Origin of the sequence: Shewanella sp. H8 (assembly GCF_040285065.1) — a bacterium.
Taxonomy (GTDB): Bacteria; Pseudomonadota; Gammaproteobacteria; order Enterobacterales; family Shewanellaceae; genus Shewanella; species Shewanella polaris.
This window is the reverse complement of record NZ_CP157213.1, coordinates 411,026-433,749: the sequence shown is the minus strand read 5'-3', so window position 1 is coordinate 433,749 and position 22,724 is coordinate 411,026. Positions and strand designations below refer to the sequence as shown.

Here is a 22,724-nt window from a genome sequence, read left to right as displayed (position 1 = left end):
ATGCTGACTTTTTTACCTGGCCCAGTACTTTATTTTATCAGTCTGTCATTATTGATTATCAATACAGTTGTATGGAGTTCATTGCTAACAATCGGCGGTGTGGTTAAATTTTTATTGCCTTTTTTGCCGATACGTCGACTATTGACACGAATAATGAACCGTCTTATGTGGTCATGGGCAACATGCAATGGCGGTATTTTATATCTTATTTCTAATATTGAATGGGATGTAAAAGGATTAGAAAAACTCAACCCTGACGGCTGGTATTTATTGATAAGTAATCATGTCAGTGGCTTTGATATTGCCGCCCAAACTTACTTATTGCGTAACCATATCCCAATGTTGAAATTCTTTTTAAAAAAAGAACTCCTTTATGTACCTATCATGGGGCTAGGTTGTTGGGCGCTAGATATGCCATTTATGGACCGGACTAGCGCAGCTAAGTTAAAAAAGAACCCTAAATTAAAAGGTAAAGATCTCGAAACGACTCGCAAGGCATGTGAACGCTTTAAGCATTCACCAACATCCATTATTAATTATGTTGAAGGTAGCCGTTTTACTGAAGAAAAACGATTACGTCAGAATTCACCTTATCGTCATTTATTACGCCCTAAAGCCAGCGGGATTGCTTTTACACTATCAGCAATGGGCGAACAGTTTACAAGTCTGCTAAATATCACCATAGTTTATCCAGAAACTTCAGAAAAAGTGTTGGCTAATGTCATGCATGGACGCACTAAAAAAGTGGTGATCCGCATTGAGGTACTTCCCGTGCCGCGAGTCGACCCAGAAGTCTACTTTAAAAGCCCAGAAACTCGTGTCGAGTTTCAGCGATGGTTAAACCAACTTTGGTTCGAAAAAGATCAGCAAATCGATGACATTATAAAAATACATCAAGATCAAAACGCATAGATTGCTCTAAAAATGACCAATTATGGTTTTATATTGCTTTGTGCGTGGAAAATGGTCAGTTTTACACTAAAAAAGAGTTAGTCTGTCACTCAATTAATAAAAAATTTAACATCTGAGTTTGTAGTACTTAAGTTAAAATTTTATTGTTACTATAACTAGACTATGAGTAACAGCCTTTCCAATGTAACTTTTATAGGTGAAATTTGAATTTTAGTACATTTACGCTTTTAGTACACTATCTCATGTTAGTCATAACATTGAGTTTTTCGGTGTCTGTTGCAGCACAAAAAGACGGTCCTAATGATGGTCTAACCGAAGTAAAATTTGAACACTTTGATACAAGTAATGGCCTCAATCAAAACTCAATTACCCGCTTGTTTATGGACAGTTCGGGAATGTTATGGATAGGAACTCAAGATGGACTCCACAGCTACAATGGGGTTGAGTTTAATTTATATCTAAAACAGCAACAAAGCAGTAATTCTATTTCGGGAAACTTTATTACCGACATATTGCAGTCGCCCGATGGGGATTTATGGGTCGGCACCTATAATAGTGGCCTCAATAGACTCAATCTCACTAACGGAAAGTTTACTCAATACAAACAGGCTCAAGGCTTAAGCGAATTACAAGTAACTCAACTTGCTGTTATTGGCGAGACTATCTGGGTAGGCACTCGATCTGGTCTTTTCATTCTGTCACTAAAAACAGAAAAAATTATTCCCGTTAGTTTAGGTAATAACATCACTCCTAATGTGACCAGTATAGCCAATATTGATGATAAATATATTGTAGTGGGTACCCAGTCCAATGGCACATTTGCCATTGATAGTAATACTATTATTCGCCTTGATATTCCTGTCGACAAGGCGGTTAACGACATAAAATTTAGCTCTATTTATTCTGTATGGCTTGCGATTGATAACCAAATTTGGCGCTATAATTTAGAGAACCATCAAAAAGAACTCATTTGGTCGCGGGAAAATTATCATGGCGATAATAAAAAAATTGATCAATTTGTGGTTAACAATGCCAATCAATTATGGGTCATTGGTAATAACTCAGGCTTAACTCAACTCGATTATGATGGTAAAAAGTGGCACAGCACCGTTTATAAGCACAACTCACAAGCACTAAACAGTATTAGCGCGAATAACATACAAACATTAATGCTAGACCCTAATGGTATCTTATGGATAGGTACATTTTTTTCCGGTATCGATAAGCTCAATATCAACCATCAATATTTTAGCCACTTTTACGATAACCAAACTAATACACCTCGAATGGCAAATATGGTCCGCGCCATTTTCAGGGACAAACAACAGCGCCTATGGATTGGTACTCAAGGCATTGGCGCTAAATATCTCATTCCAGGCGATAATAAATACCATTACATCAACGATTTATTTAGCCAGCTATTAGCTATCCCAGAAGATCAACTTTCTCTCACTGTCCAAGACATTGTGCAAGACATACATGATTCACTATGGTTCGCGACCAATGTCGGCATATTTACCCTCGATAACAACACTCTACGGCAAATTAAACCAGACAATGAACAACTCCATACGGATACCATGTTTCGCAGTTTAGCCTTTGATGATAAAGGCCGTTTATGGATCGCCAGTAGCAAAAGGTTATATTCTATTTCGCCAAATAGTCAAAAAATGGTCTCCTATAATTTCGATTTTCAAACTGAATACTCACCATTCAAACATCAAATTATTAAAATATATTTTAGCCAAGGTTATCTATGGTTAGGCACCATGAGTGGGTTAGTAAGACTGGCGCCCGATGAGCAAAAACTAGACTTTTTAATTCACGATCCAAAAAATCTCAATAGTTTAAGCGATGACCGCGTTCGGGATTTTTTACTCACTGAAAATGGTGACTTTTGGTTAGCGACTCATGGCGGTATAGACAAGCTAACAATCGAAGATGGGGCTTTTAACTTTGAGCGTATAGATGTCAATGCAGATAACAGTAGCGACACGGTTTACGCCATTTTAGAAGATGCACAACATGATTTATGGTTAAGCACAAATAACGGGATTTCACGATTTACACCTAAAACGAATGAATTTATATCGTTTAATCAATATGAAGGTTTACAAGCCAGAGAATTTAATGGCTCGTCTAAATTTAAAGACCGTAATGGTGATTTATGGTTTGGCGGCATTCGAGGACTGAATCGATTTAGCCCAGCCCAGATCCCAAAATACCGAGCAGAGAATAAATTAGCCTTAACAAAGTATACTATCGGCGAAACAACATACCCTATCCTCGATTTAAGCCATGCACCTGACATTAATATGCCCTACGAAAAGCAGTTAATTAGCTTTGAGGTTAGTTCATTAAACTATAGTTACCCTGGATTAAGTCGTTTTAGTTATTTTCTCAATGGTTTTGATACCGCTTGGCATCAGTTAGCGGATGGCAATAAAATTTCCTACACCAATTTACCCCCTGGAGAATATCAATTAATAGTACGCCATGCTCTTGGTGCCAATCAATACGGTAAAAACACCTTAAATGTAAACGTATCGGTTGTTCCGCCTATTTACATGACAAATTTAGCTTATGCGCTATATTTTTCGGTCGCATTATTATTGATAATCTGGTTTATTACCGCCCGAAAGAAAAAACACATCAAACAACGTGAATTCGATAGCAGTATTCGAGCCTCTGAAGAGCGCCTCAAATTGGCACTGTGGGCTTCAGGTGATGGGATGTGGGACTGGAATATCAAAGAGGACAAAGTTTATCGAACCAATATGGTTGAGCCAATGGACTTCGGTCAAAAAGGTCAATTGCTCATCAGCAGTATCCATTCTGAAGACCGCCCTAAGGTACAGATGCTGCTCAACGACCATTTAAATGGAGAGACAGAATTCTTTGAAGCTGAATATCGTGTTGAATCAGCCCCTGGTAAATGGTCATGGCTATTAGACCGTGGGCAAGTCGTTGAGCGCGACGAAAATAATGTCCCCTTACGAATGGCAGGCACTCATAAAGACATTACCAATCGTAAAGTAACTGAAAATGAGTTGAAGCTTTCATCACAAGTACTGTTTAGTATGAATGAAGCGGTCATCGTCGGCGAGCTAGACTACCAAATCCGCTCAGTTAATCCTGCATTTAGCCGTATTACCGGCTTTAAACACCGTGATGTTGTCGGAAAACATTTTCTGTTTCTGACAATGGGCAAGCAATCTAGTGAGTTTTACAATGCTGTCGAAACCCAGCTATTAAGACACAAACATTGGGCTGGCGAGATCAAAATTCGTACTCGCGACCGTCGCGGCATTCTTGCATGGCTTGAGATCAACCAAGTAATCGATAATAAAGGTGAAACAAGCCATTTTGTAGCAGTATTCACTGATATTACTGCGCGTAAAAAAGCTGAAGAAGATTTGCGAGTATTAGCTAATTTCGACCCTCTCACGGGACTGCCTAACCGCACGCTATTTCAAGATCGCCTCAATCAAGCAGTCACTAAAGCGCATCGCGCAAACAACATAGTGGCATTATTGTTCTTAGATCTTGACCGATTTAAGCATATCAATGATTCAATGGGACACCATATTGGTGACTTACTGCTTAAAGCTGTCGCTCATCGACTGCAAAACTCTGTACGTGATGGTGATACGGTTGCGCGTTTAGGGGGCGATGAATTTACCATTATTTTAGAAGGTGTAGCCAAAACTAAAGCCGCGACCATCATTGCAGAAAAAGTCCTCAATGCATTCCAAACCCCCTTTTTACTTGACGATAAAGTACTGACCATTTCACCGTCAATCGGCCTCAGCTTGTATCCCGAAGATGCGCAAGATACAACATCTTTAATTAAATATGCTGATACTGCCATGTATCACGCAAAATCACTGGGGCGCAATAATTTCCAATTCTATACCGAACAATTAAATAAATATGCTACCCGCCATGTTCAGTTAGAAGCGGGGCTTAAAAAAGCGATGCAGGACAATGAACTGTATCTGGTTTATCAACCTCAATTCGATGTTAAGACCGAGATGATTATTGGTCTAGAAGCATTATTACGTTGGGACAGTCCAGAACTAGGCTTTATTTCACCGGTTGAATTTATCCCACTGGCAGAAGAAACAGGTATGATAAATCAAATAGGTAACTGGGCCATTAATGAAGCCTGTAATCAACTAGCAGAGTGGCACAATTTAGGCTTTGAACATATATCTGTAGCGGTTAACCTTTCTGCCAGACAATTGAAAGCCGATATAATATCTACAATAGAAGTCGCATTAGCAGTATCAGGTTTACCGGCAAGTGCACTAGAACTCGAATTAACAGAATCGATGATCATGGGTAATCCAAAAGATTCTGTTGCAGTATTGGCGAAATTAAAAGCATTAGGATTAACCATTGCCATTGACGATTTCGGTACTGGGTATTCCAGCTTAAGCTATTTGAAACGTTTCCCAATTGATACGTTAAAGATTGATCGTGAATTTGTTCGAGATATTACCGAAGATCCTGACGATGCAGCCATTACGAGTGCCATTATCACCTTGGCCCATAGTTTAGAGCTTAACGTGGTTGCTGAAGGGGTTGAAACTCAAGAACAATTAGATTTCTTACGTGAAGGAGGCTGCGATCAAGTACAAGGCTTCTTACTCAGTAAACCATTGAACACTGTTGATTGCCTGGCATTATTAACCAAAGAAAAAGCTGCCATTAATCGTTTTTAACGCAAAACAAAAGCTCCATAAAGGAGCTTTATTAAACAACATTAGCAGATAGAGTAACCTATGGAGCGACACGCTCAATACGTTTTACCCAACCTGTTGGTGCAGGAATATTGCCTTTCTGTAGGTCAGTAAAGACTTTATAAATCCGTTGGATATTAGGTCCAATTTTGCCATCACCCACGGTAATAATACGTCCATCTTCAAAAATATATGAACTCACAGGAGACACGACAGCTGCAGTACCAAAACCACCCGCTTCAATAATTTCACCAGATTCAATGTCCCCAATAAACTTATCCAACATCACCGTTTCTTGTCTTACTTCACAGCCTAATAAATCACCTAATTCAAGCATAGATTGAGAAGTAATTGATTTTAAAATGGTATCGGTGAATGTAGGAATAATCACAGTGCCGTCTTTTAAAATATGGAAATGATTCATTGCACCCGCCTCTTCAATTTGGGTGTTAGTAGAATCAAGATATAGCACTTGTGATGCACCATATTCCGCTGCAGCTTTGCCTGCACGTAAAGATGCAGCATAATTACCAGAAGCCTTAGATGCACCTGTACCACCTGACACTGCCCGGTGAAATTTTGTGGTGATCAATAAACGGATGCCACTGTCGACACCTGTAGCATAATAAGCACCAGATGGGCTTAACATGACACAGAAGGTGTATTTCTGACTTGGACTAACCGACAAACGATCTTCTGTAGCAAAAATAAATGGACGAATATACAAACAGGCACCATCTTGTTGCGGAAACCACAAACGGTCCACGTCAATAAGGGCATTAATAGCCTTCACTTGCATTGCTTCATCAATATTGGGAATACACACAATATCGGCAGAACGATTCATCCGTTCGGCATTTTTGTTTAAACGGAAAGTATAAATCTCGCCATCTTCGTGCATAAAGGCTTTTGCGCCTTCAAATATTGATTGTCCATAATGTAACGTCATTGCACCTGGCGCCATTTCAAACGGACCATAAGGTACAATGCGCGGATCGCACCACTGACCATCACGATAATCCATCAAAAACATATGGTCAGTACGCAACTTACCGAAACCTACGTTGCCTTCAGGCTTGAAGGGTTCTGTACGGCGCTCTGACGCTGATTTCAAATTATATTTTATGTCCATTGCATACCACCTTAAAAACTGAGCTTGCAGACTATGGAGGCTTGAGATTAATGTCAAGTCGAAGCCATAAATCCTAAATCAAATTACGTAAAATGAACGTAACAAGCATCAATATATTTATTCATACTGCAACAGACAAACTGTCAGTGCATATCTCATTCTATCACTCGCTAATCGCAACCAATCAATGACTCTAATGTAACTAAACATGATTAGCCATGAATGGCTAACTTGCCACTGCTGCAGCAATTACTGATATTTCAACTAAGTATTCAGGCTCGGCAATTGCTGCTTGCACACAAGCTCTTGCAGGGGCATGCCCTTTAGGTAACCAGTTGTCCCACACTTTATTCATAGCATCGTAATTGGCCATCTCTTTAAGGTAAATAGTGGCTGATAAAATATTTTCTCGTCGGCTGCCCGCTTGTGTAAGTAGAGTATCAACTTCTTCGAGCATCGATACAGTTTGGCTATTGATGTCGGTTAATTTGTCTTTTGCGACTTGGCCACTCAAATAAACGTTATTATTGTGGATCACTATACTGCTCATACGAATGCCAACATCGAGTCTGCGGATTGTCATAGAAAGGTCTTTGTTGCCTTGGTTAGCAGATAAAAATAGCGCGATCTCAGATAAAGTACAATATCGAACGATTTATTGAATATATTTTAGCCACTTAGTTTTAAAGGCTATTCCTATAGGCCTTGTCACTGCTAGAATCGGGGTTCCATCCAGAAACGTATAGGACTGCCCCCATGAGCTTTGAATTATTGTCCCAACTGGAAACCAAAATCCAGGCAACACTCGAAAATATTGAGCTACTAAAAATGGAGCTTGATGAAGAGAAGCAAAAGAATGAAGCATTGATATTAGAACAACAAGAATTGGCACAAAAAAACCAACAATTGCAGCAAGACCTAGACTCTTGGAGTGATAAGGTCAACGGCCTTGTTGGTTTATTGAATAACGAAATCTAAATGGATTGATACTGCTGCGATTGCGCTTCAATCAAGGCATTTAATTCACTGATCGCCTGCTTCACATGTGGCAGGCTTTTTTTCGTCTGTAAAAAGCGGCCTTTATCAAACTCAAGCAGTCCTAAGTCTTTTACCCAAATAACTCCACTCAAAAAAATTCGAGCATGCTTAACGATAAGTTTAGGGGCATAAACAGGGAACATTCTCATACGGCTTCCTCCAAGAAGATAACATCCACAACATGCATGGAATAGTTAACGATAAGCCGCGTGTAACCTAAATATACAAACGCCACAGCAAACTACTATCCACTTTTATTAAACGATAAACACAGTTTTATACTTGTCAAATTGGACAGCTTGCAGCCAAAAGAGTTTCATTAATTGATGATTATTTATTGCCCTACTAAATCAAATATTATAAATCGGCACTTTAATGTCACTTGCCAATATTTTGACGCCATGTTAATATCTTTACTGTTACTCAGGGTAAAAAAGAGTTATTTAACTCATCTCCGTATTGTCTTTTATAGACATGCGGTTTTTTTTTGCCTTTTCACCGTTCAAGCCACCTTCTCGTAAATATGTCTCTTATTTAGGCAACAAAAAAAGGAGCCGAAGCTCCTTATTTACATAACCCATCGGTAGTGGATTACTTTTTATCTATTGATGTTAAGTAAAATGCGATATCAATTAACTCATCATAAGATTTAATAGAGCTGGTTTCGACGCGGTATTTACCGTTAACAACTAATGAAGGAACACCTGAAATTTTAGCATTTTCAGTATCACGCTTCATTTTTGCCATTTGTGCATTAACCATAAATGAGCTAGCTGCTGCATCATAAGCTTTAGCGTCGACACCATTAGCAATGAATAATGATCTGATATCGTCTGCACGTGTAAATTGTTGACGCTTATCGTGGATAGCGCTAAATAATGCAGGTTCAATTTTGTCTTTAACATTAAGTTGTTCTGCAATTGCAAAAGCACGAGACATTTCAATGCCCATTTGGCGACCAATAAACTCAACGTGAGCTTGATTAAACGTGACACCTTCAGGCAAGTTGGCTTCAATTTTAGGCACTACTGTTTTAGAAAAATTAAAACAATGCGGGCAAAAGAAAGAGAAAAACTCAGTAATCTCTGGTTTGGCTGTTCCTGGGCCTTCATTAATTACAGTGTAATGTACACCTTCTTTATAATCAGCAGCCATCGCCGCCATCGGTGCCAGTAGTAGTGCTACGGCCATCAGTAATGCTTTTTTCATTTTACTTCCTTAAAATAGGCAAAATATAAATACGCTGGCTCTATCATAGTCTAGCGTTAGCCTGTAACTCAATATCTAGCTAATTGTATTTGTAACTAAATACTATTAGGTAGTGATTATGAAATATTGTTAATTAAAACTGGGTAAACTCAATGGTGGTTCATTCAGCGCAGAGAGCTGTTCTTTAAACGCCAACGTTTGTTGTTCCCAGTACTTAATATCACCAAACCATGGAAAATTCATTGGAAATGCAGGGTCCTGCCAGCGCTTGGCTAACCACGCATTATAATGCACCATCCTAAATGCCCTTAATGGCTCAATTAACGCCAACTGTTTAGCATCAAAATCACAGAACTCTTGATATCCTTCTAACAAAATATCAATTTGTAATAATTGTTGCTGGCGATCACCCGTCAACATCATCCATAAATCTTGTACTGCCGGACCTTGCTTAGCATCGTCTAAATCAACAAAACCAGGGCCATCTGGTGTCCATAAAATATTACTAGGGTGTAAGTCTCCGTGCAGACGTATTGAAGTAAAGCTGTGTTGCTGCCAAATTTTCTTTGCTTTATCCAGCACCTGTTCAACAACAGTAAAAAATGCGTTTTGCATCGAACTGGAAACGATATCGCTCTCGCGTAAGTAGCGATAAGGCTCATCGCCCAAAATAGCAGGAGTCAGCGATTCACGGTACTTAAAAGGCTGCATTGCGCCATATTGATGAATACGGCCAATAAAGCGACCAACCGATTCAAGTTGTTCTAAATTATCAACTTCAAATGCGCGTCCACCAATAGAAGGAAACAACCCAAAACGATACCCTTGATATTCAAATAAGGTTTTACCCTCAATAACCACCGGAACGGCTATGGGAATGTCTTCAGCAGCGAGTGCCAAGGCATAATCGTGTTCTTCTTGAATTTGTTCATTGCTCCAGCGATGTGGTCGATAAAACTTCACCACATAACGAATGCCTTGGTCAGAACGGAATTGATATACCCTATTTTCATAACTATTTAATGCTAATAATCCCGTCTCAGGAAAGACACCGATGCTTTCGATGGCATCTAAAATGAGATCGGGTCTCAATGCCTGAAAATGAAACTCTGCACCTATACCGTTATCCATGTATGCCTTATTACGTCGTTTGAATATGTGGAGTAAGTAGCGTTAGCAAAAATGCTAAAACATCTAAATCATTGGGGTTATCAATGGAGATCCAACAACTATCACCATAAAATTCGTAATGTAACCATAAAGGACAACCTTCAAAATTCAGTAACCATTGATGCCGATCTGCGCCCCATTGGCGCTCACGGATTTCGCAGTCAAGTGCCGCGGCTAGCGGTTCTGCAAATTGTTCAAATTGCTCAAAATCTACCTTTGCTTGTATAACCAAACTTAATGTTTGTGGATCTAATCGGGCTGACAATACATTCATACATTGACTCAGATAAAATAATTCAATTAACTGCTGCAAGACATAATTAAGCCTTGCCCCCAATCGGGTGGGCGTTTGGCAAGATCTTCCATTTCAGGTTGTTCATCATATGGACGACTTAACACTTGCTGAAGTTGTAATAACTTACTGTTATCGCCATTTTCTTCTATGTCTATAATAGCTTCTTGTGCCAGATAATTACGTAAAATGTATTTTGGATTAACACCATTACGCTCACCTTGCCACATATTAACATCGTCTACCTTACCCATCCGGTCTTGGTAAGCTTGATACCAAGTATCAAAGCCAGCAAGATCGACCATACTGTCACGTAATACCGAGTGTGAACTATTAGGGTCCAACTGGCCAAAGTCGCGTAAACTATTGCTGTAATCAAGCTGGTTATTTTCAAGTAATACAGTAAATTGTCCCACCAGATGCAAATCCAGCTGTTCTTGCTCCGCTTCACTGAGTTTATTTGCACTGATGTTTAGTTGCGGTAGCCCCAGCTTAGCGCGCATAAGCAATAAATACTGCTTAACCAACTCATCTTGATAAGTATTTAACGCGGCAATTAAATCGTCAGACTCAATAATCGGCGTTAATACTTGGGCCAACCGCTTGAGGTTCCATAATCCGACTCCAGGTTGCTGACCAAATGCATAGCGGCCTTCGTGATCAGAATGATTACAAATAAAGTCTTCTTTAAATGTATCTAAAAACGAAAAGGGGCCAAAATCAAATGTATCACCTAAAATCGACATATTGTCGGTGTTCATCACCCCATGAGCAAACCCGACAGATTGCCAATGGGCAATCATTATTGCGGTCGATTTCACTACCTCATAAAACCATTGTTTGTACCCTGCAGCATCTGTCGATAAATGGGGGTAATGTTGCTTGATAGTAAAATCAACCAATTGTGTCAGCTTGCCAGCATCACCTTTTTCACTATGAAAGAAATATTCAAAATGGCCAAAACGAATATGACTTTTGGCTAAACGTACGGTAATTGCGGCAGTTTCTTGGCTTTCGCGCCACACGGGCAAATCAGAACCAATGACGGCTAAAGCACGGCTGGTAGGTACGTTTAACGCAGCCAGCGCTTCTGACACTAAAAACTCCCGAACCGCCGAGCGCATTACCGCTCTGCCATCACCTTGGCGAGAATACGGTGTAGGCCCGCCACCTTTTAACGCAACATCCCAAGCGCCATTTGGCCCAATGGCTTCACCTAATATAATTGAACGCCCATCACCTAATCTTGGGGTATAGCCGCCAAATTGATGACCACTATAAACTTGAGCATAATAACTCGCACCAGGAGCCGCATGGTTGGCCGACAATTGCATCAGCAATTCATCATTAGGCTGTTGCAAACCAATCAGTTGAGCAGCGTCCTCGCTCCAACCAAGCCAATGAGGATTACTGATGGGTAAAGGATAAACTTGCGAATAAAAGCCTTCTAATTGTTCAAAATAATCTTGCTTAAATTGCATCACGCTCCGCCCCTACGGCTAAGCTTTTACACTGCAATTGTTCCTGTTCGTCTACCTGACATAACTCACCGCACACAAAAGCTTGCTCTGCTGGCACTGATGACAATTGTAAGTGCAACATCCCCGCGCCCTTTGCTTGGCATTGCTCAAGAGAGTCGTAATAACCTGTTATGTGGTCTTGTACAGCAATCTCTGTTGGTAATGGTGTTTGATCTGCAACATAAAACAAGGTCCATTCTGGGGTGCGAATACAACCAGAAAGTGAAACTACAGCTGCAGAAATTAGCAATATTTTAGTCAATGTACGAGTCATTAATGTCATTTTAAACCTTGTAAGCATTAGATTTTAAGCAACAAAAAAGCGAACCAAGGTCCGCTTTCCTTTTGAATATCATACCTGATATCCATCCAACAGTATTGATTAGCCTGTTAGCTAACTTTAGCTTTGGCTTTTTCGATACGTTTAATTCGCCCTTCAAACCCAGTGACAGTGCCGTCGGTTAACTGGTATTCAAGCGCTTGCTGGCAAACTTTAATCGCATCATCAAACTGACCGACATCATTTAGCAAAGTCGATAACTGCATAAATACTGGCGATTTTATTTCATCAGTACTTTTTTGACTGACACATTGTTGATGTAATGCGCTATATAAGCCTAAATAGGTCAACTGCAATGCCGCACCATATTGGCAATAATCAGCCTGTTTACGCATTTTATAACAATGGTTTATCACACTGGCTAAGTTGCTGTGCTGGCTTTCAAGATCGCTAGCATTGTTAGCGGCGTCAACCTGTTGTATAAAACTCTCACTGGCCCAATCACCTTCAACACGTCTAAGATTCAACGCTTGACCTTGATAACTTGGTTCTTTAACTGTTGATACACCAGCGACGCTTGCTTCAACGTTAGCCGTGTTTACTTCAACCTCTGAAATCGCATCTTTTACCACAGTTTCTGGTTCAGTAACCATTTCTGTTTGTGGACGATCAGACTCAGAGATTATTGCTGTTGTAGGTGCCTCAACGGATTCAGCAGTATGCTCTGCTACTACTTCATTTTCTGCTACTACGTCATCTTCTGCGACTTTATCGATGACAGCATGCTCTGGATCTGCCACTGCAGTATCGTCTGCTACCATTGAAGGTTTAGCGATCTCATTAGATGATGAATGCGCTGCAGCATTGCTATCGGTTTTATCTTGTTCTTGTTTTGCCACCGCTTGAGTGCGTCTGTAAAGATACAGAGCAATTGCAACCAATATGACAATTAAAATTACCTTCATTAGGCTTCACCTTGCTGATTATGTGCATAGCACATGATTTTATCTCACTCACAACAGTATTCGTCGTGAGGCAACGTAACGACATTCATACATAATAGTGCGTTGTTGTTTAAACGCTGTGCTTTTTTTAAGCACCGCCCATTATTATTTCAATGTACACTATAAAATCAAGTATTTATCTATTTAAATCTGTAATAAGCCGTAGATCGCTCATCATTTATCCCTTGTTTGGATCATTTTTGCGATCCAAACCTCAGAAAAGTACGTTTTGTGTTTAAGTTCAAAGTTAAATAAGCTGAATTTGTCAGCTCATATTGCCAAGCTTACACTACTAATGTCCGACTGTTTCACTAGGGTATTAAATCAGGAATAACACTATGGCCGATGTAGAATTATTAAGTGGTAAATTACTTTACGAATTTCAAACCATGCAAGCCATGGTCGAAATATATTGTAAAGCGCATCATCCCCTCAAACCATCCCATGGTGTTTGCCAGCAGTGTAGTGAATTTTTAAGCTATGCCAATACTCGCCTCGATCGTTGCCCCTACGGCCAAGACAAACCCACTTGCAATAAATGCCCTGTGCATTGTTACAAACCCCATATGAAAGAAAGAGCACGTGAAATAATGATGTATGCGGGGCCAAGAATGCTATTGCCTCATCCCATTTTTGCCATTAAGCATTTACTGGCAGAGCGTAAACCGGCACCGGGTTTACCACCGGAGAAAGCGTCAAACAGGCATTTACGTAAAGCTGAGCAAAGTTAGCAAGCAAAAACTATTCGGTTAGCAGGAAGTAGGTTAGTATTCACTATCGTCAAAGAGAGTGAAAATGAACCAATTTAACGATTTATTCATTCAAACATACTGGTGGCTCTCCTTACTAGGAGGCATTCATTGCCTTGGGGTAGGTTTGTATGTGCATTATATTTACCAAAGTACCACCCGCAGCCATAGCCTGCTGGCTGGAATATTTTTACTTATCGGTTGTTACTTCTTAACAGGTTTACTTACCCCAGAAACCACCCCAATCCCGATACATTTAACCCTAACACTGTTTATCCCGATCTATTTTTTATTAATGCCAATGCTGTATTTATATTGTAAAAGCAGCCTAACAGGACAAGATTATCAACCACTGTTAATTAAACATTTTGGCTTTGCCATTATCGTTGCATTAGTCACCAGTTCAACTGTTTTATTTCATATTGGTATTGATCCACAAGCCTCAAGTAACACCATTGGGACACTCGATAAATTAAGCAGTATTAATCTATTAGCCATGATCTTACCCATATTTTTAATGCTACAAACTGTTGGCTATTTCTGGGCAATTTATCGTTTATTATCCCACTACCGCCCTCAATATTTGGCCAAAAGGCAACTTAACTTACAAGTGATTCGATTTCGTTGGTTAAGTGTACTCACCATAGGTATTCTAATTAATTGGGTACTGCGGATTATATTGGTTTATTTACCATTTTACTTAGGTGACTCTGTTTCATTATTAACCCAAGGAGTTACCCGTTTAACGCTTTTACTGACCGTATACATATTTGCACTATATGGTATCCAGCAAGTCACGCGAACCGCCTATCTACGCGGTGGGCTCAACGCCAGCGACAAAACTACATCGCCCCACAAAACACTCAACACTAACTCGTTACTAAACGATGAAGAAATGAGTTATTTGCAAGATTTAATGGTGGATGATGAGCACGATACAAGCGATAACGTAACCGAAACCAAAGACCACTCAAAAAAGTAACTCGCACCTATTTTGCATTCGCAGACAGCAACCAATAACACCCTGACACACAGCAAGTATAAATGTTTATTCATTAGTGCCATTTAAGGGGTATGCTACTCTATGGTTAGTTTTTGCCATGACAACTTAGTCAATGAGGTTATTTATGAAACGTTCAATTAGCTTAGTTTTTTCCAGTGTTCTCGTGTTATTAAGCTTCGCTTTTTCAGTTCCAAGTTTTGCTAGCGATGAAGCTTACAACGACGCTATTACTAATTTCAAAAAGGCCGATGAAAGCCGGAGTTTATTTAATACGGCTTATGGTTATGCCATCTTCCCCAGCGTAGCCAAAGGCGGTATCGGTATTGGAGCCGCATATGGTAATGGTCGCGTATTCCAAGGCGATAATTACATGGGTGATTCCACGTTAACCCAGCTATCTATCGGTTTTCAATTAGGTGGACAAGCTTATAGTGAAATCATCTTCTTTAAAGATGCCAAAGCTTATAATGAATTCACCAGCGGTAGCTTTGAATTTAGCGCGCAAGCGTCTGCAGTGGCAATTAATCTTGGCGCTAATGCTCAAGTAGGTACCACAGGTAATTCAGCTAGTGCAGGCCAAGCAGGCAGTAATCATGCCGCCGCCGCAGCCTATATCAATGGTATGGCGATATTTACCGCCGCAAAGGGTGGGCTAATGTTTGAAGCCGCTCTTGCAGGTCAGTCGTTTACCTTTGATGGTAAGTAACCACTGCTAGTTTGTATTTATGGCCTGCGGCCACTAACGTCGTGGTGCTTCGCCCACACCAGACATTTAAGAACGCAAGGTTCCACCCTGCACGGGCCAAAAGGGGATCAACAGCAATCCCCTCTTGGATCACCCCTGCCGTTCCGGCAACATTTTCGCTATTCAACCAAACAACAGCAGCGAAAAAATTGCGACGAAAATTTATCCAGCTTTTGGTTTCATTTTAGCGTTCCTCGGTCTTATTCGAAAATGCTAACGCTTTCGATGGTACATCTGATGTGAATGGATTCACGAATGTCGTGATGGCATGGTCTATGATGTTCCCGACATCATAATGACATTTCCCATATCCATATGGGTCTGATGCCAAAGAGCGACCTGTACCGCGAAAGCTAGCCCGTCATGCATGGCTAGCTCACGCATTCTTTTATAAAGAGTCTTCAACGGCCTCAAGTTCAGAGTTGAATTTAGGCATTTTCAATCATGGCTTCTGACTCACTTATGGACAGAAACGTTTTAGAAAATCCAGTGTTTCAATTTACTTTTCATAAAGTTTACCCTGACCCCACGACCCCACTAAATTCTTCTAGCGGGAAATGAGCGCATCAAAAGCAACGACAAGAGTGAGAACAGTTGATTCGTCAGCTAGGTTTTGGCTCGGCGAGTAATCAGCTAAATTAGTCTAACTCTATTGTGGCAATCTCCTTTCCCGCACCCACTACTATTGTTATCTCCTGCACATGGCGCTTCAAAGCTCCTGATCAAGTAAGAAATATTCTAACTAGCTAACAAAAAAACCGTTTTTGTAGAGGTACAATAATTGGAAATATCCCCTGCGTTATGGAAATCACAGATGTCGTCTATTTATCAACAGTTACTCACTACAGCACCAACCGATCTACCACCAATCAAAGCAATCCACATTTGCCACGAAGAAAATAACCCAAGTGCCAAGTTTGGGGTTGTCGAATTAGAAGGCGGTACCATTGGCCTAACCTACGTAAAATTGGGCAACGCGTTTGAGCAGTTACAAAATGAATCGCTATACAGTGATTACATTGGTAAAGCAGTAACGGATTTAGCCCAATTAAGCGTGCTGCAACAAGATTGGCAGCAAGTGCTTGGCGCCGGAGCGCTTAATGCCATTAGCCAATATGTACTCAAACAACGTGGCTTTAACTACCACAACGAAGAAGACAGTTTAGAGCTGCTAGATATTCAACCTGGTGAGCGCGTTGGTATGGTTGGCTACTTCGCCCCGCTTATAGCCCAACTCCGCGAACAACAAACCCCTTTAACGGTGATCGAGCTGCGGGCTGAATTGGTTCAGGCCAAAGGCAATTTTGAAGTAACCACAGATCCAAGCAAATTGGCGCAATGCGATAAGGTACTTATTACTGGCACCAGCGTAATCAACAACACCCTAGAAGGCTTGCTAACGCATTGCCATAAAGCCCAAGAGATCGCGCTGGTGGGCCCAAGCGTTGGCCTGTTGCCAGAGGTACTATTTGAACATGGCATCACTCGCATCGGTGGCCGCGCAGTAGTAAACAGTGAACTGTTCCTTGAGCGTTGGAAAAGTGGCGAGAAGTGGAAAGAGTCCGTTACTCGTTACTCTTTGAGAAACAGCGACTACAAATAATTTCTCATATTAAGGGCGAGACATAACCGTGCGCCCTTTCATCCACCTATATAATCAGAAAAACCACGCCCATTTGTGGTGACAAAATCAGCAAACAAGCGTAACAGCGCTATGCTTGAGCTGTTCCATAAGCGGTTATCGTCAGTTTCTCTGAGACAGGCTAGTAACTGCCGGTGAGAATAACAATAGGATAAACCTATCAAAAACCTATTTATATCCCCAAGGCACTGGTGGTAACGCAACCGGTTGGGTTAAATCAAACTCGACTTTAAAGTCGCGATCTTCTCTGGTTAAACGATAAGTAAAAGTATGTGCTTCAATCATCATCTGCCACTCGTTAGTAACCGACTGAGTTAAGCCATGTTGCTTAAAGTTGGCAATCGACTCGTCATCGACAGGGAAAGTCTGCATATTTGCAGTACCAGTATCACGGGTATCGCCACCATACATAGTCACTTTATCTTCACTACCATCTTTATGACGATGATCATGCTTTAAACGTAGCCCTGTATCGGTTTGAGTGATAATCCACGTTCGTGAATGATCTGCACCCACATGAAATGGGATTTTCAACTGCTTATCTGTACATTCTCGCACATGCATAACTAATGGTTTGCCACTAAAACCATCACCTTCAGCTCCACCAGCTGTGATTTTACCGGCAAAAGCTTTACCACAAAGCGCACTAATCGCTTCAAAAAATTGTTGTTGCTGTACCGAATTAGCAGCATAACTTGGGGTTGCCAATAACATACCGCCACACATTAACGCACTGCTGAAGTAACCACTTAGTCTAGACATTTTAGCCATGATGCTCATTCCTTACTTATCATTTTTATTCAACACAGAGTACACGCTTTAGATAAACTAAACCCGCATAAATGCGGGTTTAGTTAACTCAAGTCTATAAAGGCACTGACTACTTTGCGTATTTCGATTTGGTTGCCCAACCCGTTTTTGCAGAATGTTTAGCGCCTTGGCTTTTGGGCGTTTGCCCTTTTGCCGCTTGGCCCGAAGCCTTAGGCGAAGACTTACTGTTTTGCCCTGCAGGTTTGGCGTTGCCTTTATCTGCTTTAGTACCGCCTTTACGGTCTTCAAACTGATCGGCAGAAAAACGGGTCATTGCTTTTTGGCCGCTTTGCTCTTTTGTTTTAGCCGATGGCTTTTGGCCCCACTTCACTTTAGTTTGCTCGTTACGGGTTTCTGGTGGCACCAAATGATTTGGACCATTACCAATTAACGACTCTTTACCCATGGCCACTAAGGCTTCACGGATCATCGGCCAACCCATTGGGTCGTGGTAACGCAATAAGAATTTATGCAATTTACGCTGACGGCCTTTTTTCGGCACCGTCACGTGCTCACTATCATGCTTAACGTTTTTCAATGAGTTAAGTTCGGTATGATAAATCGTGGTCGCATTGGCCATCGGAGATGGATAAAAGTTTTGCACTTGGTCGAGCTTAAATTTCTGCCCTTTTAACCATAATGCCAAATTAACCATGTCTTCGTCGGTGGTACCTGGATGCGCCGAAATAAAGTACGGAATTAAAAACTGCTCTTTACCCGCTTCTTTAGAAAATTTATCAAACAGTTCTTTAAACTTGTCATAGGTTCCCATACCTGGCTTCATCATTTTACTGAGAGGGCCTTCTTCGGTATGTTCTGGGGCAATTTTTAAATAACCACCCACATGATGCTTAGCTAACTCTCTAATATATTCAGGGTTTTCAATAGCTAAATCGTAACGAACCCCCGATGCAATTAAGACCTTTTTAATACCAGGCACTTCACGTGCGGCTTTATATAAGTCGATGGTGTGTTTATGATCTGTACCTAAATGGCCACAAATAGACGGATACACACACGATAAACGTCGGCAGGTTTTCTCTGCTTTCACGCTGGTACAGCCTAAACGGTACATGTTTGCCGTTGGGCCGCCTAAGTCAGAAATAACCCCTGTAAAGCCTGGTACTTTTTCTTGAATATCTTTAATTTCTTTGATGATCGACTCTTGCGAGCGACTTTGAATAATGCGTCCTTCATGCTCGGTAATCGAACAGAATGAACAGCCACCAAAACAACCACGCATGATATTGATTGATGTTTTAATCATATCGTAGGCTGGAATTTTTTCTTGGCCATACATAGGGTGTGGAATGCGTTGATAAGGCAAATCGAATACTGCATCCATTTCATCAGTGTTTAATGGCCAAGCCGGTGGATTGACCCATACCCCACGGTTAGCATCATGTGGTTGAAACAGCGCACGGGCACAACCCGGGTTTTGCTCTTGGTGCAAAATACGCGAGGCATGGGCATACAAATACTTGTCTTCGCTGACCTTGTTATAAGCAGGAAGCAGCACATAGGTTTTTTCCCATGGCTTTGGACGAGGCGGTTGAACGCTAATGGCTTTAGGAGCCTCGTTATCAAAAATCTTTTCGTCTGTTGGACCTGATAAATTACTGCAACCAACGTCATCTGCACCATATGGACTAGGTAATGGCTCAATTTTATGTAATTGGTCTATTTTACGCGAATCCATACCACGCCAACCGGGCATAGGCTCTTTCCGCATTGTTGCGGTACCACGAACATCATCAATATCGCTAATGGCTTCACCCGCTGCAATACGGCGTGCCACTTCCATTAATGGTCGTTCAGCATTACCGTAAATTAAGATATCTGCTTTAGCGTCAAAAATCACACTGCGACGGACTTTATCAGACCAATAATCATAATGTGCAATGCGACGTAAGCTAGCTTCAATGCCACCAATCACCACAGGGACTTCTTTAAAAGCTTCTTTACAGCGCTGGGTATAAACGGTCACGGCACGGTCTGGGCGTTTGCCACCAATATCACCCGCGGTGTATGCATCGTCATGACGTAGCTTACGGTCAGCGGTGTAACGGTTAATCATCGAATCCATGTTGCCAGCGGTTACCCCAAAAAATAAATTTGGGCGACCTAGCTGCATAAAGTCTTCTTTGTTTGACCAATCAGGCTGTGAAATAATCCCCACTCGGTAACCTTGGGCTTCTAACATTCGCCCAATCACTGCCATGCCAAAACTAGGGTGATCAACATACGCGTCGCCAGTCACGACAATAATATCGCAGCTATCCCAACCTAAAATATCCATCTCTTTACGAGACATGGGTAAGAAAGGTGCTGTTCCGTAGCATTCAGCCCAAAACTTTGGATAATTAAATAACGTTGACTCAACTTGCATGTATATGACCTACATAAATGGGGAAAACCAGTCTCGCTGATCCGATGACAACATCAGCCTATAGCTGAATTTAACGGACGCGGAGTATAGCAGTACAGAGACACTAAGTGTGACTAAAAAAACACCACAAGTGAAATATTTTTATCCCTATATACCCTTATATAAAAAGTGGGAACATTGCTATTCCCTTATGATTTCAATGTTATAACCCAAGAAAGAAGCCAACATTAGCAACAGCTAAGGTTAATAATACAATCCAAGTAATTAACACACCGTAAAAACGACCAAAATGAAGACCTCCTTGACCTTGATTAAGTCCGATAGCATGCAATAAGCGCGCAACAATCCAAGCTGTGCCTAAGCAATGGATTAAGTACAACGGCATACCGTTTAATTCTGCAAGCATCAATAAAATCAATACTATTGGGGCATTTTCAACTAAATTACCATGAGCTCTTATGGCAATGGTCAATCCTTGATGGCCGCCATCACCAATCCCTATTTTATTTGCACGACGAAATTTAACCACTTTGTAAGATAATGCTAGAACCAACAACGCCGTTAAGCCTGCATATAAACCCGATACCATCAATGTCATGTGTTATTCCTTGAGTCGATTATATTATTGTTATTACAGTAACTTTTAATAAGTTAAGACTATACCCATATTTTGGATCAGTTTGGCTGTAAACACACGCCTTAATCGGTTAATATTCGCGCCAAAATAACTATCTTACCTTAACAAGAGTGACTATCGCCCAGTGGATAATCAGGATTTTTTAGAAAAACGCCGATTTATTATAAAGTTAGGGAAATACCTACATAAATTCGGTACTCCGGCGTATCGCTTAGAATCCCACTTACAAACCGTATCAACCACTCTGGGCATTGAAGGATATTTCTTAATATCACCAACATCGATGACATTTGTCCTCCAACATGACACTGAGCAAGAATACAATCACGTCGCACGCGTAAAACCAGGCGACTTAGATTTAGGCTCGTTAGCGCGTACTTTCGAGCTTGTAGAAGAACTCTGCTCTGGACAACGCACCTTACAAGAAGCACTAGAACGCTTAGAAGAAATTGCCAATAAACCCAACCCCTATGGACATAAACTCACATTACTTGCCTTTGGTACCAGCGCGGGTGGTTTTGCGATGTTAATGGGCACTGGTTGGCATGATGTTTTTTGGTCTGCTCTTTTAGGCTTACTGGTATACGGCTTAGTTTTTTGGGCTGAACGCTCAAAACGAATAGCCGAAATGCTCGAACCTATGGCCGCGGTAGTGTGCGCGATTTTAGCGTCGGGGATTGCCACCCTAGACCCTAGTGTCAATTTACCGGTCACCATTTTGTCTGGGATTATTATCTTTGTTCCCGGCCTAGCACTTACACTAGGGTTAGCCGAGCTTGCTGCCCGAGATTTAATCTCTGGTACGGCACGCATTATGGATGCGGTCATGCAGCTGTTTAAATTGTATTTTGGCGCAGTACTTGGCATGACCATTGGCAAAGCCATTTTTGGCGACGTTACTTATATTGACCCCATTCCACTACCTCGTTGGGCTATTTGGTCTGCTGTACCCATATTGTCTATGTCATTGGTCATTATTTTTAAGGCCCGTTTAAAAGACTCACCTTGGGGTGTATTTGCCGGCATTGTGGCATTTTTCTCTGCAATGCTCGGGGGGATTTATTTAGGCGAATCTATTGGTATTTTTGTTGGAGCATTAGCGGTGGGAATTTACTCAAACCTTTATGCCCGTTGGATGAAAGCACCTGCATCTATTGCGCTACTACAAGGTATTGTTATTTTAGTGCCTGGCAGCAAAACCTATATTGGGTTAAATGCGCTAATTTCTGGCGAAACCATGCTTAATCAAGCCCATTTAGGCTCCCAGATATTTCTTATTTTCATGTCATTAATTGCTGGGCTTATATTTGCTAACGTAGTGGTTCCGCCAAGACGCTCATTATAATCTCATCGGCACTATCAATTTAATCATACTTCTTATAAGGGCTGCATTTAATGCAGCCCTTATACTTTCTGATGTTGATTTAGTCTAAATAACCTAAATACT

General features: G+C 41.0%; 21 protein-coding genes. 8 read left to right on the top strand and 13 right to left on the bottom strand.

The features are described from left to right. Both ABIS04_RS01900 and ABIS04_RS01895 read left to right on the top strand, forming a co-directional pair. On the top strand, window positions 1–912 hold the full coding sequence (locus tag ABIS04_RS01900) for an acyltransferase (RefSeq protein WP_350432415.1): 912 nt from the start codon (window positions 1–3) through the stop codon (window positions 910–912). 242 nt (window positions 913–1,154) lie between these two features. Beyond that, window positions 1,155–5,639: an EAL domain-containing protein gene (locus ABIS04_RS01895; RefSeq protein ID WP_350432414.1), complete on the top strand. Its 4,485-nt coding sequence runs from the start codon at window positions 1,155–1,157 to the stop codon at window positions 5,637–5,639. 58 nt (window positions 5,640–5,697) lie between these two features. Here ABIS04_RS01895 and ABIS04_RS01890 read toward each other — a convergent pair whose 3' ends face one another. Next, the gene (locus tag ABIS04_RS01890; protein WP_350432413.1) at window positions 5,698–6,789 is read right to left on the bottom strand and encodes a branched-chain amino acid aminotransferase; all 1,092 of its coding nucleotides are present in this window, start codon (window positions 6,787–6,789) and stop codon (window positions 5,698–5,700) included. 226 nt (window positions 6,790–7,015) lie between these two features. Then, window positions 7,016–7,372 carry a RidA family protein gene (locus tag ABIS04_RS01885; protein WP_350432412.1) on the bottom strand — a complete coding sequence of 119 codons (357 nt, stop codon included), beginning with the start codon at window positions 7,370–7,372 and terminating at the stop codon, window positions 7,016–7,018. 173 nt (window positions 7,373–7,545) lie between these two features. On the opposite strand from ABIS04_RS01885, the gene ABIS04_RS01880 reads away from it, so the two are divergent. Continuing rightward, window positions 7,546–7,767: a cell division protein ZapB gene (locus ABIS04_RS01880; protein ID WP_137223466.1), complete on the top strand. Its 222-nt coding sequence runs from the start codon at window positions 7,546–7,548 to the stop codon at window positions 7,765–7,767. Here ABIS04_RS01880 and ABIS04_RS01875 read toward each other — a convergent pair. The 7 genes from ABIS04_RS01875 to ABIS04_RS01845 all read right to left on the bottom strand — a co-directional run bounded on the left by ABIS04_RS01875 (window position 7,764) and on the right by ABIS04_RS01845 (window position 13,263). Beyond that, window positions 7,764–7,976, bottom strand: coding sequence for a DUF1107 domain-containing protein (locus tag ABIS04_RS01875; RefSeq protein WP_137223468.1), 213 nt, complete (start codon window positions 7,974–7,976; stop codon window positions 7,764–7,766). The two genes, ABIS04_RS01880 and ABIS04_RS01875, sit on opposite strands and share 4 nt — an antisense overlap. A 442-nt stretch (window positions 7,977–8,418) precedes the next feature. Next, window positions 8,419–9,036, bottom strand: a complete 618-nt coding sequence (locus ABIS04_RS01870) for a thiol:disulfide interchange protein DsbA/DsbL (protein WP_350432411.1) — start codon at window positions 9,034–9,036, stop codon at window positions 8,419–8,421. A 129-nt stretch (window positions 9,037–9,165) separates the two neighbouring features. Further along, the gene (locus ABIS04_RS01865; RefSeq protein WP_140233150.1) at window positions 9,166–10,167 is read right to left on the bottom strand and encodes a serine/threonine protein kinase; all 1,002 of its coding nucleotides are present in this window, start codon (window positions 10,165–10,167) and stop codon (window positions 9,166–9,168) included. Between the two features lie 10 nt (window positions 10,168–10,177). After that, a complete protein-coding gene (locus ABIS04_RS01860) occupies window positions 10,178–10,480 on the bottom strand; it encodes a DUF3630 family protein (protein ID WP_140235492.1) in 303 nt (100 codons plus the stop codon). 26 nt (window positions 10,481–10,506) lie between these two features. After that, window positions 10,507–11,979 carry a protein adenylyltransferase SelO gene (locus ABIS04_RS01855; RefSeq protein ID WP_350433368.1) on the bottom strand — a complete coding sequence of 491 codons (1,473 nt, stop codon included), beginning with the start codon at window positions 11,977–11,979 and terminating at the stop codon, window positions 10,507–10,509. Beyond that, window positions 11,969–12,301, bottom strand: coding sequence for a hypothetical protein (locus ABIS04_RS01850; RefSeq protein WP_350432410.1), 333 nt, complete (start codon window positions 12,299–12,301; stop codon window positions 11,969–11,971). Before ABIS04_RS01850 ends, ABIS04_RS01855 begins: the two co-directional genes overlap by 11 nt. Window positions 12,302–12,408: 107 nt before the next feature. Beyond that, entirely contained in the window at window positions 12,409–13,263 is an 855-nt protein-coding gene (locus ABIS04_RS01845; RefSeq protein ID WP_140233148.1) for a hypothetical protein, read from the bottom strand. A 377-nt stretch (window positions 13,264–13,640) separates the two neighbouring features. On the opposite strand from ABIS04_RS01845, the gene ABIS04_RS01840 reads away from it, so the two are divergent. From ABIS04_RS01840 to ABIS04_RS01830, 3 genes are all read left to right on the top strand, one after another. Further along, window positions 13,641–14,033 carry a nitrous oxide-stimulated promoter family protein gene (locus tag ABIS04_RS01840; RefSeq protein WP_137223480.1) on the top strand — a complete coding sequence of 131 codons (393 nt, stop codon included), beginning with the start codon at window positions 13,641–13,643 and terminating at the stop codon, window positions 14,031–14,033. 64 nt (window positions 14,034–14,097) lie between these two features. Next, window positions 14,098–15,033 carry a hypothetical protein gene (locus ABIS04_RS01835; protein ID WP_140233147.1) on the top strand — a complete coding sequence of 312 codons (936 nt, stop codon included), beginning with the start codon at window positions 14,098–14,100 and terminating at the stop codon, window positions 15,031–15,033. A 145-nt stretch (window positions 15,034–15,178) separates the two neighbouring features. Then, window positions 15,179–15,760, top strand: a complete 582-nt coding sequence (locus ABIS04_RS01830; RefSeq protein WP_350432409.1) for a lipid-binding SYLF domain-containing protein — start codon at window positions 15,179–15,181, stop codon at window positions 15,758–15,760. On the opposite strand, the gene ABIS04_RS01825 is transcribed toward ABIS04_RS01830, so the two are convergent. Further along, window positions 15,741–15,926 (bottom strand): hypothetical protein, encoded by a 186-nt coding sequence (locus tag ABIS04_RS01825; RefSeq protein ID WP_140233145.1) that lies wholly within the window; start codon window positions 15,924–15,926, stop codon window positions 15,741–15,743. The genes ABIS04_RS01830 and ABIS04_RS01825 overlap by 20 nt on opposite strands. A gap of 654 nt (window positions 15,927–16,580) precedes the next feature. Here ABIS04_RS01825 and ABIS04_RS01820 point away from each other — a divergent pair. Continuing rightward, window positions 16,581–17,402 carry a Rossmann-like domain-containing protein gene (locus ABIS04_RS01820; RefSeq protein ID WP_350432408.1) on the top strand — a complete coding sequence of 274 codons (822 nt, stop codon included), beginning with the start codon at window positions 16,581–16,583 and terminating at the stop codon, window positions 17,400–17,402. Between the two features lie 207 nt (window positions 17,403–17,609). Here ABIS04_RS01820 and ABIS04_RS01815 read toward each other — a convergent pair whose 3' ends face one another. The 3 genes from ABIS04_RS01815 to ABIS04_RS01805 all read right to left on the bottom strand — a co-directional run bounded on the left by ABIS04_RS01815 (window position 17,610) and on the right by ABIS04_RS01805 (window position 21,238). After that, on the bottom strand, window positions 17,610–18,203 hold the full coding sequence (locus ABIS04_RS01815) for a hypothetical protein (RefSeq protein ID WP_206194452.1): 594 nt from the start codon (window positions 18,201–18,203) through the stop codon (window positions 17,610–17,612). Between the two features lie 118 nt (window positions 18,204–18,321). Further along, complete coding sequence (locus ABIS04_RS01810) at window positions 18,322–20,640, bottom strand: YgiQ family radical SAM protein (RefSeq protein ID WP_350432407.1); 2,319 nt, start codon at window positions 20,638–20,640, stop codon at window positions 18,322–18,324. Window positions 20,641–20,842: 202 nt separating this feature from the next. Continuing rightward, the gene (locus ABIS04_RS01805; protein WP_137223491.1) at window positions 20,843–21,238 is read right to left on the bottom strand and encodes an MAPEG family protein; all 396 of its coding nucleotides are present in this window, start codon (window positions 21,236–21,238) and stop codon (window positions 20,843–20,845) included. A gap of 163 nt (window positions 21,239–21,401) precedes the next feature. Between ABIS04_RS01805 and ABIS04_RS01800 the strand changes: the two genes are divergently transcribed. Next, entirely contained in the window at window positions 21,402–22,622 is a 1,221-nt protein-coding gene (locus ABIS04_RS01800; RefSeq protein WP_140233142.1) for a threonine/serine exporter ThrE family protein, read from the top strand. Window positions 22,623–22,724 lie beyond the last annotated feature (102 nt).